At 47.4% G+C, this 13,664-nt stretch carries 12 protein-coding genes; 3 read left to right on the top strand and 9 right to left on the bottom strand.

Features of this window, described 5'->3' with window-relative positions:
- Window positions 1-53: 53 nt before the first annotated feature.
- Both BKB51_RS00710 and BKB51_RS00705 read left to right on the top strand, forming a co-directional pair.
- Window positions 54-1,286 (top strand): methionine gamma-lyase, encoded by a 1,233-nt coding sequence (locus tag BKB51_RS00710; protein WP_085899184.1) that lies wholly within the window; start codon window positions 54-56, stop codon window positions 1,284-1,286.
- Window positions 1,287-1,430: 144 nt separating this feature from the next.
- On the top strand, window positions 1,431-2,816 hold the full coding sequence (locus BKB51_RS00705; protein ID WP_085899183.1) for a tetratricopeptide repeat protein: 1,386 nt from the start codon (window positions 1,431-1,433) through the stop codon (window positions 2,814-2,816).
- 27 nt (window positions 2,817-2,843) lie between these two features.
- Here BKB51_RS00705 and eda read toward each other — a convergent pair whose 3' ends face one another.
- The 9 genes from eda to BKB51_RS00660 all read right to left on the bottom strand — a co-directional run bounded on the left by eda (window position 2,844) and on the right by BKB51_RS00660 (window position 12,618).
- Window positions 2,844-3,488 carry a bifunctional 4-hydroxy-2-oxoglutarate aldolase/2-dehydro-3-deoxy-phosphogluconate aldolase gene (gene eda, locus BKB51_RS00700; RefSeq protein WP_085899182.1) on the bottom strand — a complete coding sequence of 215 codons (645 nt, stop codon included), beginning with the start codon at window positions 3,486-3,488 and terminating at the stop codon, window positions 2,844-2,846.
- A 15-nt stretch (window positions 3,489-3,503) separates the two neighbouring features.
- Window positions 3,504-4,466 carry a sugar kinase gene (locus BKB51_RS00695; RefSeq protein WP_085899181.1) on the bottom strand — a complete coding sequence of 321 codons (963 nt, stop codon included), beginning with the start codon at window positions 4,464-4,466 and terminating at the stop codon, window positions 3,504-3,506.
- 136 nt (window positions 4,467-4,602) lie between these two features.
- Complete coding sequence (locus BKB51_RS00690) at window positions 4,603-6,396, bottom strand: IlvD/Edd family dehydratase (RefSeq protein WP_420843482.1); 1,794 nt, start codon at window positions 6,394-6,396, stop codon at window positions 4,603-4,605.
- Between the two features lie 58 nt (window positions 6,397-6,454).
- Complete coding sequence (locus BKB51_RS00685; protein ID WP_085899179.1) at window positions 6,455-7,249, bottom strand: SDR family NAD(P)-dependent oxidoreductase; 795 nt, start codon at window positions 7,247-7,249, stop codon at window positions 6,455-6,457.
- A gap of 16 nt (window positions 7,250-7,265) precedes the next feature.
- Window positions 7,266-8,156: an SMP-30/gluconolactonase/LRE family protein gene (locus BKB51_RS00680; protein WP_085899178.1), complete on the bottom strand. Its 891-nt coding sequence runs from the start codon at window positions 8,154-8,156 to the stop codon at window positions 7,266-7,268.
- Between the two features lie 14 nt (window positions 8,157-8,170).
- Window positions 8,171-9,295 (bottom strand): ABC transporter ATP-binding protein, encoded by a 1,125-nt coding sequence (locus BKB51_RS00675; protein WP_085899177.1) that lies wholly within the window; start codon window positions 9,293-9,295, stop codon window positions 8,171-8,173.
- Between the two features lie 14 nt (window positions 9,296-9,309).
- A complete protein-coding gene (locus BKB51_RS00670; RefSeq protein WP_085899176.1) occupies window positions 9,310-10,197 on the bottom strand; it encodes a carbohydrate ABC transporter permease in 888 nt (295 codons plus the stop codon).
- Complete coding sequence (locus BKB51_RS00665; protein WP_085900157.1) at window positions 10,190-11,098, bottom strand: carbohydrate ABC transporter permease; 909 nt, start codon at window positions 11,096-11,098, stop codon at window positions 10,190-10,192. Before BKB51_RS00665 ends, BKB51_RS00670 begins: the two co-directional genes overlap by 8 nt.
- Before the next feature lie 257 nt (window positions 11,099-11,355).
- Window positions 11,356-12,618: an ABC transporter substrate-binding protein gene (locus BKB51_RS00660; RefSeq protein WP_198946585.1), complete on the bottom strand. Its 1,263-nt coding sequence runs from the start codon at window positions 12,616-12,618 to the stop codon at window positions 11,356-11,358.
- Window positions 12,619-12,895: 277 nt separating this feature from the next.
- On the opposite strand from BKB51_RS00660, the gene BKB51_RS00655 reads away from it, so the two are divergent.
- On the top strand, window positions 12,896-13,657 hold the full coding sequence (locus tag BKB51_RS00655; protein ID WP_085899174.1) for a response regulator: 762 nt from the start codon (window positions 12,896-12,898) through the stop codon (window positions 13,655-13,657).
- The last annotated feature ends 7 nt before the right edge of the window (window positions 13,658-13,664 follow it).

The following is a 13,664-nucleotide window of genomic DNA, read 5'->3' as shown; positions in this document are numbered from 1 at the left end:
ACAGTTGCTGTAACAGTGGCAGAATAAATGCTTCATACTGGGAGAAGAAACACATGTCTGATGTTGCTGGTAAAAAAGGTTTTGCCACTCGTGCAATCCACCACGCCTATAACCCTTTGGATCATCAAGGGGCGTTGAACCCGCCAGTTTACATGACATCAACCTTTGCTTTTGATTCCGCCGCGCAAGGTGGTCGCCGTTTTGCAGAAGAAGAAGGTGGTTATATCTACAGCCGTATTTCCAACCCGACCCTGGCCTTGCTGGAAGAGCGCATGGCTATCCTCGAAGGAGGTGAGGCTGCTCTCGTGACCTCTTCTGGTATGGGGGCGATAACATCTGCTTTCTGGACGCTTGTGAAGCCCGGTGATGAAATCATTGTCGACCGTACTCTATATGGCTGTACCTTCACATTCTTTAATCATGGTCTGGAACGTTTTGGCGTTAAAGTTCGTCACGTTGATTTGACAGATCCTGCGAAGCTGGAAGATGAAATCAGCGACAAGACCCGTGTTGTGTATTTTGAAACACCGGCAAATCCGAATATGCGTGTGGTTGATATTGAAGCAATTTCAAAGGTCGCACACAGCAAAAATGCTATCGTTGTTGTCGATAACACCTATTGCAGTCCTTACCTTCAGCGTCCGCTGGAACTCGGCGCTGATCTGGTTGTGCATTCCGCAACCAAATATCTGGGCGGGCATGGCGACCTGACAGCGGGTGCTATCGTTGGTTCTGCTGAACTTATGCATGATATCCGTCTGATTGGTCTCAAAGATATGACGGGCGCGGTTCTCTCTCCACAGGATGCACAGCTTATCCTTCGCGGCTTGAAGACCCTGAGCTTGCGTATGGATCGTCATTGCAAAACGGCACATACGGTTGCGCAGTATCTTGAAAATCATAAACTTGTCAGCAAGGTTTATTATCCCGGCCTTGAAAGTTTTGAACAGCACGCTGTTGCAAAGAAACAGATGTCTGACTTTGGCGGTATGATTGCTCTGGAGCTCAAGGGCGGTCTGGATATGGGGCAAAAGATGATCGATGCTTGCCAGATGATCGTACGTGCCGTTAGCCTTGGCGATGCAGAGACACTTATTCAGCATCCGGCGACTATGACCCACTCTACCTATACGGAAGAAGAGCGTCTGAAATATGATATTACAGATAGCCTTGTTCGTCTGTCCGTTGGTTTGGAAGAGGAAGAAGATATCCTCGCTGATTTGGATCAGGCACTGGAAATTGCTGGCGGAGGTCGTAACGTAAGTGTTATGCCCAAAAGCGCATAAAAAAGAGTAAACTAGGGCTTCTTTTCTTATATCGGAAGAGAAGCCCCAATAATAGAAAGCCGGTAATTCTGTTCTAAGACCATAATAAACCTATTAATGGTAAGTCTTCGGGACGGACAAATTATAAAGACGGAGAGATCGTTCGTGACCTTAAAAGATATTCGTGGTGTTCCTGTTTCCTATTCAGATCAGAAAGCAATTGATGCCATGGAGGATGCACATATTTGTGCGATGTCTTTTTATGGTGATCCTATCGGACGAATAGACAAGGTTCTCAAAGAGCATCCCGACTTTATTATGGGGCATTGTTTTAAGGCGGCCTGGCTGACCCAAACACTTGAAACCCGTATCTATAAAAGAATGGTTGCTGCGTTGAATGCGGCCGAAGCACTTTGGGACAAAGCCAATGATCGGGAAAAGGGACATATTAAAGCTGTTAAAGCTTGGATTGAAGGGGATTTCTACGGGGCTGTTCAGCAGTGGGAGGCTGTTTTAACCAGCTATCCTTACGATCTTCTCGCTCTTCAATTGATCCATCTTACAGATGTTTTGCTTGGTGATGTTGCGGGACAACGGGATTGTGTCGCGCGGGTCTTTGCCCTTTGGGACGAAGATATGCCGGGTTATGAATTTGTCCTTGGCTTCTATTCTTTTGGTCTTGAAGAGAACTCTGATTATCTGCAGGCCGAAGAACTGGGACGGATGTCGCTCGCGATCCGCCCGGATAATCCCTATGCTGTTCATGCCGTATCTCATGTGATGGAAATGCAGGGACGACAGGCTGGCGGTATCAGCTTTATGCGGGATCGTGCCCCGAGTTGGTCAAAAAGTCATTTTGCCAATCATCTATGGTGGCATCTGTCATTGTTCCACCTGGATATCGGCCAAATGGATCGTGTGTTTGATGTCTATGACAATAATCTAAGAACACCGCATCAAACGATTGATAAATACGAAGAACTTGACGCTGCTGCACTGTTATGGCGACTGAAATTACTCGGCGTTGATGTAGGAGATCGTTGGGCGTCACTGGCAGACAAGTGGGAGCCCAGTGCTTCGGACACCCTTTATGCTTTTAATGATGTCCATGCCATGATGACCTTTGTCTCTGACGGGCGCACTGAAGCCGCGAAAAAGCTGCTGACAGCCAATGAACGCTACATTGATCATGCAACCGATGCCAATACTGCCATGAGCCGTGAGGTGGGACTTCCTTTCTGTCAGGCGCTACAGGATTTCGAGAACGAAAACTATAATAGCTGTGTTGATCGCCTGTTAGCTGTGCGCTATCGAACCCACCGTCTGGGCGGTAGCCATGCGCAGCGAGATATTATTGCCTGGACGCTTCTGGAAGCTGCCTTGAGATCGAAACGCTATGATCTTGCTTTGGCTTTGGCAAACGAACGCTGCGCATTGAAGAATACATCCGTTCAAAACTGGAACTATGTTGCCCGCGCTCACAAAGGACTGGGCGATATTGCAAAAGCTGATAAAGCTGCGGCAAGGGCCCAGTCGTTAATGGCAGGCTAAAGGCTAAATTATAAAACGCTTTGTATTCTAGCGAACGGCGGCCATGCTTTTCTGAACGATCTGTGTAATCGCTGACCAGTTCTTTTGTGCGACTAGATCTTTTGGGGCGAGCCAACTGCCGCCGACACAGATAACATTGGGTTGTTTCAGATAATCTTGAACATTCGTTGTGGAAACGCCGCCTGTCGGGCAAAAGCGGACATCGGCAATTGGAGAACTCAGGGATTTAAGCATTTCAATGCCTCCTGAAGCTCCGGCGGGAAAGAGTTTTTGAATCTTAAAGCCAAGTTCACGTAATTCCAGAACTTCAGACGGCGTTGCGGCGGCAGGTACATAGGCAAAATCAGCATCAATTGCAGCTTGGGCAAGTTTTTTTGTCGTGCCAGGGCTCAGGGCGTAACTGGCGCCCGCATCTTTAACTTGCTGGAACTGCTCACATTCCAAAAGCGTTCCGGCACCCAGCGTAAGTTCTGGTATGTGCGCAGCGATCTTCTCCATAGAGGCAAGCGCAGCTTCACTACGCAGGGTGACTTCAACCGAATTACAACCACCTGCCAGTAAAGCCTCGGCCAATGGAATGGCATCCTCAACACGTTCAATAACCAGAACGGGTAAGATAACAGCTTGTTCAAGTGTTGTGCTTAGGAAGCTTTGATGTTGCGTGTCTGTCATAGCTATAATCTGAATCTAAAATGTTGGGGGTGTTACGGGAACAATGGCCCCGGTCTGGGCAATTACCTGTTTTGCGAGATCTGAACCTGTTTTCACCGCTGTGGAAATATTCTGATCTGATAGCCGTGCGTAGAGATAACCGGCATTAAAGCTATCCCCGGCAGAAGTTGTGTCTTTCACATCACTTGCCGGAACAATATCGTGCTTTTCAGTTTGACTGTGACTGTGGACATAGATTTCTTCAGCGCCGTTTTTCAACACAACTTCTTTGGCACCGAGTTTTGTAATGCGATCTATCGCGCTTTGAGGTGAGCTAACTTTAAAGAGCAAAGCTTCGTCATCATAGGAAGGGAGGGCCAAATCACAAACTGTGTAAGCTCGGTCAATAACAGATCTTGCTTCGTCTTCATTTGCCCACAGGCGCGGGCGGTAGTTAATATCAAAAGCAATTTTACCGCCTTGTGCTCGAAAGGTTTGGCAAAAGTCGAACAATGCTTCTCTGCCCTTGGGATAAAGGATGGCGAGTGTAATACCGGAAAAATAGAGCCAGTCTTTTTTCTGGAGCGCAGATTTCAAAGCTTCACTTTGCTGGGTTTGAAAAAGTTGCCGGGCTGGTGCTTCCGAACGCCAGTAAAGAAAGCTGCGCTCCCCATGTTCATCCGTCTGTATCGCGTAGAGCCCAGGCACTGCGCCGGGTATTTGTTCTATCAAATCAGTTTTGACACCTGCCGCAGAAAAGGTCGCGATCATATCATCGCTGATGGCATCATCACCCAGCGCGGTAATATAGCTGACGTCGATTTTCGATTTAGCGCATTGGGCAAGGTAATAGGCGGTGTTGTAAGTATCACCGCCATATCGCTTTTGATAAAGCTCGCCCTGATGTCCAGAAACACCAGCCCCAGAGACACCAGTCCCAGAAACATCCGCTCGGGACAGTTCGATCATACACTCGCCGATAATACCAATTGAGGTCACGTTACTATTCCTGATTAAACCGGACTTGATAAAGATAGGATATCTGGTTGGCAGATTTTGATCATTTTATAAGACAGATCCTGTTCAATGGCTAGCGATATGTCCAAAAAAATATCCATATGTCTGTTATATTGGATTAATGTGAGTGCCTCGGTAATCCTTTTTCATCAACAACTCTTAAGTGGAGTGTTGCTGGCTCCAGACAGGCGCCTGTTGATAATTGACCGACCATGGAACGATATATCTCCTGCCAGGGTGTTTGATTATCCAGTTCTGGTAACACGAGGTTCGCTTTTCTTTCATCCAGTTCGTGATCACTGATGACCATGTCCACCTGTCGTGTATTCAAATCAACACGGACTTTATCACCGCTTTTTAAAAGCGCCAATCCACCACCGACGGCTGCTTCTGGTGAGGCATTGAGAATTGAAGGGCTGCCCGATGTTCCACTTTGGCGACCATCACCAACGCAGGGCAAGGAAGTGATGCCTTGCTTGACCAGACTGTCTGGCGGCAACATGTTTACGACCTCGGCAGAGCCGGGATAGCCGACCGGGCCACAGTTTCTGATGAAAAGGATAGAATTTTCAGTAACACCTAAGTCGGGGTCATTACGCCTTTGGTGATAATCTTCGGATCCTTCAAAGACGATTGCCTTGCCTGTGAAGACATTGGGATGATCCGGGTCTTCCAGATATCTTTTTCGAAAGGTTTCGTCGATTGCGGATGTTTTGAGAACGGCGTTATCAAACAGGTTCCCGGATAACACCATCAGGCCTGCAGATTGCAACAAGGGATCATCTGTTGGTTTGATAACGTCACGGTCGTGGGTAAAGGCTTCTCTGCTATTATCGCCGAGGGTTTGATTATTCACCGTAAGGCAATCTTCGTGGATCAACTCTGCCTTGATTAGTTCGGCAATAACGGCGGGAACACCTCCTGCTTTGTGGAAACGCTCGCCCAGATGTCGTCCGGTTGGCTGACAATCAACAATCATGGGAACGCTGTAGCCAAGACGCTGCCAGTCATCCATTGTCAATTCAACGCCCATATGGCGGGCAATGGCAATAAGGTGAGGCGGGCAGTTGGTCGAAGCTCCTAATGACGATGCCAAGACAATGGCATTTTCAAAAGCTTCTCGGGTCATAATCTTTGATGGCTTAAGGTCTTCCCAGACCATATCTACGATACGTTTGCCCGTATGGTAGGAAATCTGCCCACGTTCCCGATAGGGGGCTGGAATAGAGGCGCAACCTGGCAATGACATGCCCAATGCTTCGGCCAGACAATTCATGGAAAGGGCTGTGCCCATGGTGTTACAATGCCCTACAGACGGAGCTGATGCCGCTGCGAGATCCATGAAACCATCGTAATCAATTTCACCCGCTGCCAGCTGTTCCCGGGCTTCCCAGATGATACTGCCCGAACCGACTGTCCGGCCTTTGTGATAGCCGTCCAGCATGGGGCCGCCAGAAAGGGCAATCGCGGGAATGTTTACTGTTGCAGCGGCCATCAAACAGGCCGGCGTTGTTTTATCACAGCCCGTTGTCAGGACAACGCCGTCAAGTGGATAGCCGTAGAGAACTTCGACCAGACCAAGATAGGCAAGGTTTCGATCAAGCGCGGCTGTGGGACGTTTCCCGGTTTCCTGAATGGGATGCACCGGAAATTCTAGCGGAATACCGCCTGCATCGCGAATACCTTCTTTTACACGCACAGCAAGGTCAGTGTGATGCCTGTTACAAGGTGTAAGATCTGATCCCGTTTGTGCAATGCCGATAATAGGCTTCCCGGATTGGAGCTCTTCGCGGGTAAGGCCAAAATTAAGATATCGCTCTAGATAGAGCGCAGACATGCCGGGATCATCAACATCATCAAACCACTTTTTACTTCTCAATTCTGCGGGGGTGATCCGTTGTTGTGTCATCATTTTCTCTTTATTAAACCGGAATGCTTTATGGGAGCATTAGCTAGGCGAAAAGTTACTTCTATTGTCCGCTTGTAACGCGGTTACGGCCGATAAGGGGATATTGCTCAACTTCAAAAACGGTTCCGCTGACAGGCGCTGATTTATCGGATAGCCAGAATACTACATGATTGGCAACCTGTTCAGGGCGAAGGATCGTGCCAGAGGGTGCCGAGAGAGGCGACACACTATCAAGCCAGTTCTCTGGGTTACCTTCTGCGAGTTGTAGCTGATGCTCATTTTCCGTAAAAGTCCAGCCGACATTGATCTGGTTGACGCGAATTTTTTCTAAACCAAGAGCATCGCCTAGATTTCTTGTTAGCGTCTGAAGGCCGCCTTTGGACGTTGAATAGATCAAAAGGTCCGGCTGCCCGCAGTGGGCATTTATCGAACCGATATTAACGACACTTGCTGATCCGTTATCCCGAAAGCTTTGCATCGCGGCTTGAATAGTTAGCATGGGCGCGCGCAAGTTGATCGACATAATTTGGTCAAAGTCTTCAGCAGAAGCAGTATCAATGTTATGGCGCGGTGATACTCCGGCGTTGTTGACCAAGCCATGCAGATTACCGAATTTATTGACAGCAGTTGTAACCAGTTTCTCGGGAAATGATGGATCTGCGATATCACCGGCAAGCCCGGCAACGCGGTCAGCCCCAAAATCTTTGTGTAGCTCGGATAAAGCCTGTTCGACAAGATGATCTCGTCGTCCATGCAAGAAAACACTAGCCCCTTCCTTTAGGGCTTCTTCTGCGATGACGCGACCAATGCCGCTACTGGATCCGGTTATAAGAATGTTTTTATTCTTCAACAGCATAATTAATAACTTTAATTTATTTTGTGATGGTTTCTTCAGGTAAGCCTACAACATCCAAATCCAGTTGGAATAGGGCACCAGCACCTGGATTTTCCGCCAATACTTTTGGCGATAATCTGGTTGATGCAGAGGTCACAAAAAGTGTTTTAAGGTTCTCGCCACCAAAACAAAGTGACGTAGGGCGTTGAACGGGCATATCAATTTTTTGATCAACAGATCCGTCCAGACGGTATCGTGTAATTGCCCATCCATCCCATTGTGCATTCCAGAGGCAACCTTCGCTATCAACGGTCATTCCATCAGGATAACCGTCGTCGCCGGATAGTTGAACAAAAACTTCTGGTAGAGAGGTTATCCCTTCCGTGGGGCTATAACTTGCGGTCATGATCTGTTGTGTTGGTGAGTTCGCAAAATAAATCCTGTCACCTGCGGGGCTGAATGCTGGCCCGTTAAATACGATAAACTTTTGTTCCAAGGGGTTAATCTGGCCGGATTGATATCGCCAGCACCCAGCAACGGGATCGCATTCTTTGAGGTGTTTGGCTCCGAATACAAAGTTCCCGGATCTGTCAGCCTTCCCGTCATTCATCAGACAGTTATCGTCACTCAACTCGGATGCTATAGCAGTAACAACACCGCGATCGGGATCAATAAGCGAAAGTCCCTGACCCATAGCAGCAATCAGTCCGCCGTCATGCCATAAGGCAATTGATCCGGCAGGGGTAGGCAGATCCAGTGACGAATAGTCGGTTCCATCTTCTTTTTGCCGATAGAGTTTGTTATTTTCGATATCAACCCAATAAAGGAAGCCAGTGCGATGATCCCAAAGGGGGGACTCACCCAACAGGGCAGGTCCTTCCCATATTTTTTTAGCCAAAGCCTTTTGGGCGGTCATGTTTGCTATCATGTTTTATCTTTGCTTTAGATGCGAAGTTCGGTTTTGGGATCAAAAAGACTGGCTTTACCCATATCAACCATAAACGCCATTGTTTCTCCCGGTGCTGTGGTATTATAGGGGTTAACACGCGCGATGACTTCGCGTCCGCCGAGTTCGATATAGGTTAGCGTATCTGCTCCCGTAGGTTCCAATACTTCCACCTGACAGTCAAATGCCTGTAGGCCTTTGTTCAAGGATATTTCTGCATCCGAGCGGTGTGTCAGGGTCTCCGGCCTGATACCAAGTATGACATCACGTCCCACCCAGTCGCCGATATCTTGCCGATCATCCGGCAAGGCAAGGAAAACTGAACTTCTGTTGCCATTGGCCGTACGTTCGATAGAAACGCCGAGCTTGCCATCTTCACTGACTACGGCGGCGGGAACAAAGTTCATTGGCGGAGAGCCAACGAAGCCAGCAACGTACATGTTAGCTGGTTTCTCGTAAACTTCCTGCGGGCTAGCAAACTGTTGGACTTCGCCTTCACGCAGAATGGCGATACGGCTGGCAAGGGTCATGGCTTCAATCTGATCATGGGTCACATAGACCATGGTCGTGCCAAGGCGCTGGTGCAGTTTTTTGATTTCTGTACGCATCTCAACCCGAAGTTTTGCGTCGAGATTGGATAAAGGTTCATCGAACAAGAATATTTCAGGATCGCGTACCAGCGCACGCCCCATGGCAACCCGTTGTCGTTGCCCACCGGAAAGTTGTGCTGGTTTGCGATCACTCAAGTGATCAATCTGCAACATGCGTGCTGCTTCATCGACACGCTTTTCGCGGTCTTCTTTGGTGACTTTGCGCATTTCCAGACCAAAGCCGATGTTACGGGCAACGGACATGTTGGGATAAAGCGCGTAGCTCTGGAAAACCATTGCGATATCACGGTCTTTTGGATGTACATCGTTTACGACATTTTGATCAATCAGGATTTCGCCATCTGTAATGGTATCCAAACCTGCGATCATATTCAGCAGTGTTGATTTTCCACAACCGGATGGGCCCAGAAGGACCAGAAACTCACCATCTTCGAGATCAAGGTCAATGCCCTTGAGAACTTCGATAGCGCCATATGATTTTTTGACATTTTGAATGGATAGGGATGCCATGAGTATTTTTCTCCTTACCCTTTAACTGAGCCAGCGGTTAGACCGCGTACGAAGTAACGACCTGCCAATACATATACAACGAGTGTTGGAGCTGCTGTAATCAGGGCAGCGGCCATATCCACATTGTAACGCTTGACGCCAGTTGTTGTGTTTACAAGGTTGTTGAGTGCGACAGTAACCGGTTGCCCGCCACCAGTGGTGAAAGACGCCCCAAAGAGGAAATCATTCCAGATTTGGGTGAACTGCCAGATAATGGTGACGACGATGATTGGGGGTGATAAAGGCAACATAATCCGCCAGAAAATCATAAAGAAACCTGCTCCGTCGATTGTTGCCGCTTTGATCAGGTCGTCAGGAATATTGACGTAGTAGTTTCTGAAAAAAAGCACTGTAAAGGGCAGGCCATAGACAATATGAACCAGAACCAAACCCGGTACAGTATTAGCTATTCTTAAATAACCTAATGACTGAGCCATCGGAAGCAAGACAACCTGAAAGGGGATGAAGCAACCGAACAGGATCATTGCAAAGATGAGGTTTGCGCCTTTGAACTTGAATTTGGTCAGCGAATAACCTGTCAAAGCCCCCAGAAGAGTAGAGATCAGGACAGCCGGAATGGTCATCGCCACTGAATTCCAGAAGTAGGGTTTAAGCCCAGTACAGCTAACACCGATACAGGCTTCATTCCAGGCATAGCCCCATGCATCGAAATTTATCTCTGTTGGTAAGGATAACAGTGTGCCGTTACGGATTTCATCGAGGTCTTTCAAAGAAGTCGAAAGAACAACGATCAACGGAAGAATGTAATAAGCTGCAAAAATCAGCAAAAGTGTATAGAGACCAAATCTTGCGGCGGATTGCCAAGGGCTTTTCCCACCGGGGAGTGCTGAAAGATCAGCCATTTTTCTTCTCCCTTAATTCGGAATAGAGGTAAGGGATGACGATAGCCATCACTGTCGCAAGCATCATCATTGCTGACGCTGCGCCCAAGCCGATCTGGTTGCGGCGAAATGTCATTTCATACATGAAGTTCGCTGGCATGATCGTGCTGTAACCCGGGCCACCACCTGTAAGGGCGACAACAAGATCAAAGCTTTTCACAGCCATGTGCGTGAGAATAAAAAAGCAGCTCAGGAATACCGGGCGTAACGTCGGTAATATAATGACGAGATAAATACGTGATAGGGAAGCACCATCCAGATAAGCAGCTTTGATTATTTCACTATCAACACCGCGTAACGCAGCGAGGAATAGCGCCATAACGAAGCCTGATGACTGCCAGACCGCTGCAATGACAAGGGTGTAAACAGCCATTTCACTATTGATAAGCCAGTCAAAGGAAAAGCTTTCCCATCCCCATGATTGTACCAGGTTTTGAATACCTAGGCCTGGGTTGAGTATCCATTTCCAGGCTGTACCTGTGATGATAAAGGAAATCGCCATTGGGTAGAGATAAACAGTACGCAGTACGCCTTCGGCACGGACTTTTTGGTCCAGTGCAATCGCTAATAAACAGCCAAGGACAATTGCGATAAGGATAAACAGGCTGCCAAAAACAAGCAGGTTTTCCATCGCAACATTCCAGGGCGTCATTTTCCAGAGGCGTATGTACTGATAAAAGCCCTCTAGTGAATAGGTTGGCAGCATCTTGGACTTTGTGAAAGAGATATATCCTGTCCAGGCTATAAAGCCATAAACAAAGAATATGATCAGACCAAAAGTCGGTGCTACAACCAGTTTAGCGACATTCCGGCGAAACCAATCTGAAATTGGTTGCTTGGCTGGTATGGATTTTTGAGTCATGAGGCTCATCATTTGTTCGGGAGCATTCCGGCAAGAAAAATCACATCGATGAAATCGCTTGAAACTCGCAAATGCTCTAAGTCAAACAGATAAAGTTTTTCCACTATTGATGTATCCAGTCATTGATACATACAAAGAGGAAAGCTTTGAAACGCGCATGCATTTAACATGCTTAGTTTAAAAAAGATGACGGTGTTTCCAATGAATATTCCTACTAATGGATATTACAGGGGAAGCACCGTCAGTCTTTAGGGAGGTTACTCAGCCAGTTCGATTGCTTCGGCTAGACGCTCAACGGCAACATCTGATGTCATGTCTGAATTGAAGTGTTCCGTAACGACATCCAGAATTGCACCGCGAATTGCGCCAGAAGCAGCGATCTCGTGAGCCATTGATCCAACCAATGCACCGCTTTCGGATGCGGATTGCAGATCGACCATGGACTTCACTGCGCATTCATCAAACTTTTCCGTTGATACGCCCATTCTTGCCGGAATAGAACCTTTGTAGAGATTAAAGGTTTCCTGAAACTTTTCGCCCAGGATCAAACGTGCGAGCAAGGCTTGACCGGCCTTGTCATCTTCACTACTGACATTGAACATTGCAAAGCTGTCAGAGTTAAGAATGTATCCGCCGTTGGATGGTGTGGGAACACAAAGGAAATCTTTACCAGGGACTTTCCCTGCTGCAAGAAATTCACCTTTTGCCCAGTCACCCATGATCTGCATTGCTGCTTCGCCGCGCATCACCATGCTTGTTGCCAGGTTCCAATCACGTCCGGAAAAATCTGCATCAACATAGCCGCGCATTTTACGCATCTGGTCAAAAACTTTTTTCATGGTGTCGGATTTGATTGTCGTGGCATCTTTTTCGACAAAAGCTTTGTTGAAAAATTCAGCGCCGCCCATTCCGAGTACGACTGTTTCAAATACAGTACCGTCTTGCCATGGTTGCCCACCATGAGCGAGAGGGGTAATGCCTGCGGCTTGAAGTTTGTCCGCGAGGGCATTGAATTCATCCCATGTACGGGGTGGTTCACCATCGACTTTTGCCAAAGATTCCGGGTTTGCCCAAATCCAGTCAACACGGTGAATGTTCACAGGAACAGCAACATATTTACCGTCATGTTTAACAATTTTCTGTAACAGCGGTGGCAGAACGTCATCCCAACCTTCTTCTTCACCAAGCTTGGTCAGGTCACCCAGTGCATCAGCTTCGGCCCATTCCTGAATGCTCAAGCCTTTGATCTGTACCGCAGCAGGCGGGTTGCCAGATAGAACGCGTGAACGAAGAACAGCGGCCTGTGCATCTCCGCCACCACCAGCGACGGGCGCATCGAGCCATTTACCACCATTGGCTTCAAAGTCTTCTTTTAGTGCTTTCACAGCTTTCGCTTCACTGCCTGATGTCCAGTAGTGAAGCACTTCTGCTGTTGGTTCTGCCTGAGCAGAGATTGCTCCTAGTGCAATAGAGCTTACCAAAGCCGTTGTAAGCGCGAGTTTTTGAGTAAAAGATTTCATTCCCATTTTCCTCCCCGTGTGAAGTGGATCCAATTGTAAGTATGGTCCAATGTAGTGTTGACAAAGAGCCAACGAGCATTCCATAGATTATAGTTAGCTGTTCAGAATACTCGGGTTCCGATAGCCTCAGTAAAACCCTAACGCGTGTAACTTGCGACTACTTTAAGGTAACAGAAGATTGCAGATCACGTGCTTCGTTACAAACCGTTACAATTCAGCGGTAAAGTATTTTCTTTTTAATGGTTTGCCGCAGTAGCGAAATATGACAGGTAAGTGAATGGAAAAGGCCAAACATCTGCTGATTGTGGATGATGATGAAGAAATAAGAGATCTTTTGACGGGGTTTCTCACACAACGTGGTTTTAGAGTCTCTGAAGCCGGATCTGGCGAAGAAATGCGTCGGGAGATGAATAAATGGTCTATTGATCTGATTATTCTCGATATCATGCTTCCCGGTGAAGATGGTCTAAGCCTGTGCCGTTCTGTTCGTGAGAAATCTGACGTGCCTATTATTATGCTTACGGCTGTAACGGGGGATGCTGATCGTATCGTTGGGTTGGAAGTCGGGGCAGATGATTATCTGGAAAAGCCCTTTAATCCCAGAGAGCTTTTGGCCCGAATGAAAGCGATTTTTCGTCGTGTTAGTGGAGTAGGTACAGACGATAATATTTATATAGATCAAGGCATTGCCAATAGAGTTTTCAAATTTTCCGGTTGGCAGCTACATGAGGGAAAGCGTGAAATACGTTCACCTGACAAATTTGTTGTTCACCTTTCTTCTGGTGAGTTTGCGCTGTTGATCGCCTTTTTGGAACAGCCACAAAAAGTGTTAACTCGTGATGATTTGATTAATGCGACCAGAGGAGTTGAAGCAATAGCCTTTGATCGCAGTATTGATATTCAGGTCAGTCGATTACGGAAGAAGCTTGAAAATGATGCAGATAAACCCAAGCTGATCAAAACTGTGCGAGGACAGGGGTATATTTTTGCTGAAAAGGTTTCCGTGAATACTGTGTCACCTGTTCAAAGCAGATTGTAATTACTGG

The organism is Kiloniella majae, from assembly GCF_002118315.1.
GTDB classification, from domain to species: Bacteria; Pseudomonadota; Alphaproteobacteria; order Kiloniellales; family Kiloniellaceae; genus Kiloniella; species Kiloniella majae.
This window is presented reverse-complemented; position numbering and strand designations above follow the sequence as displayed.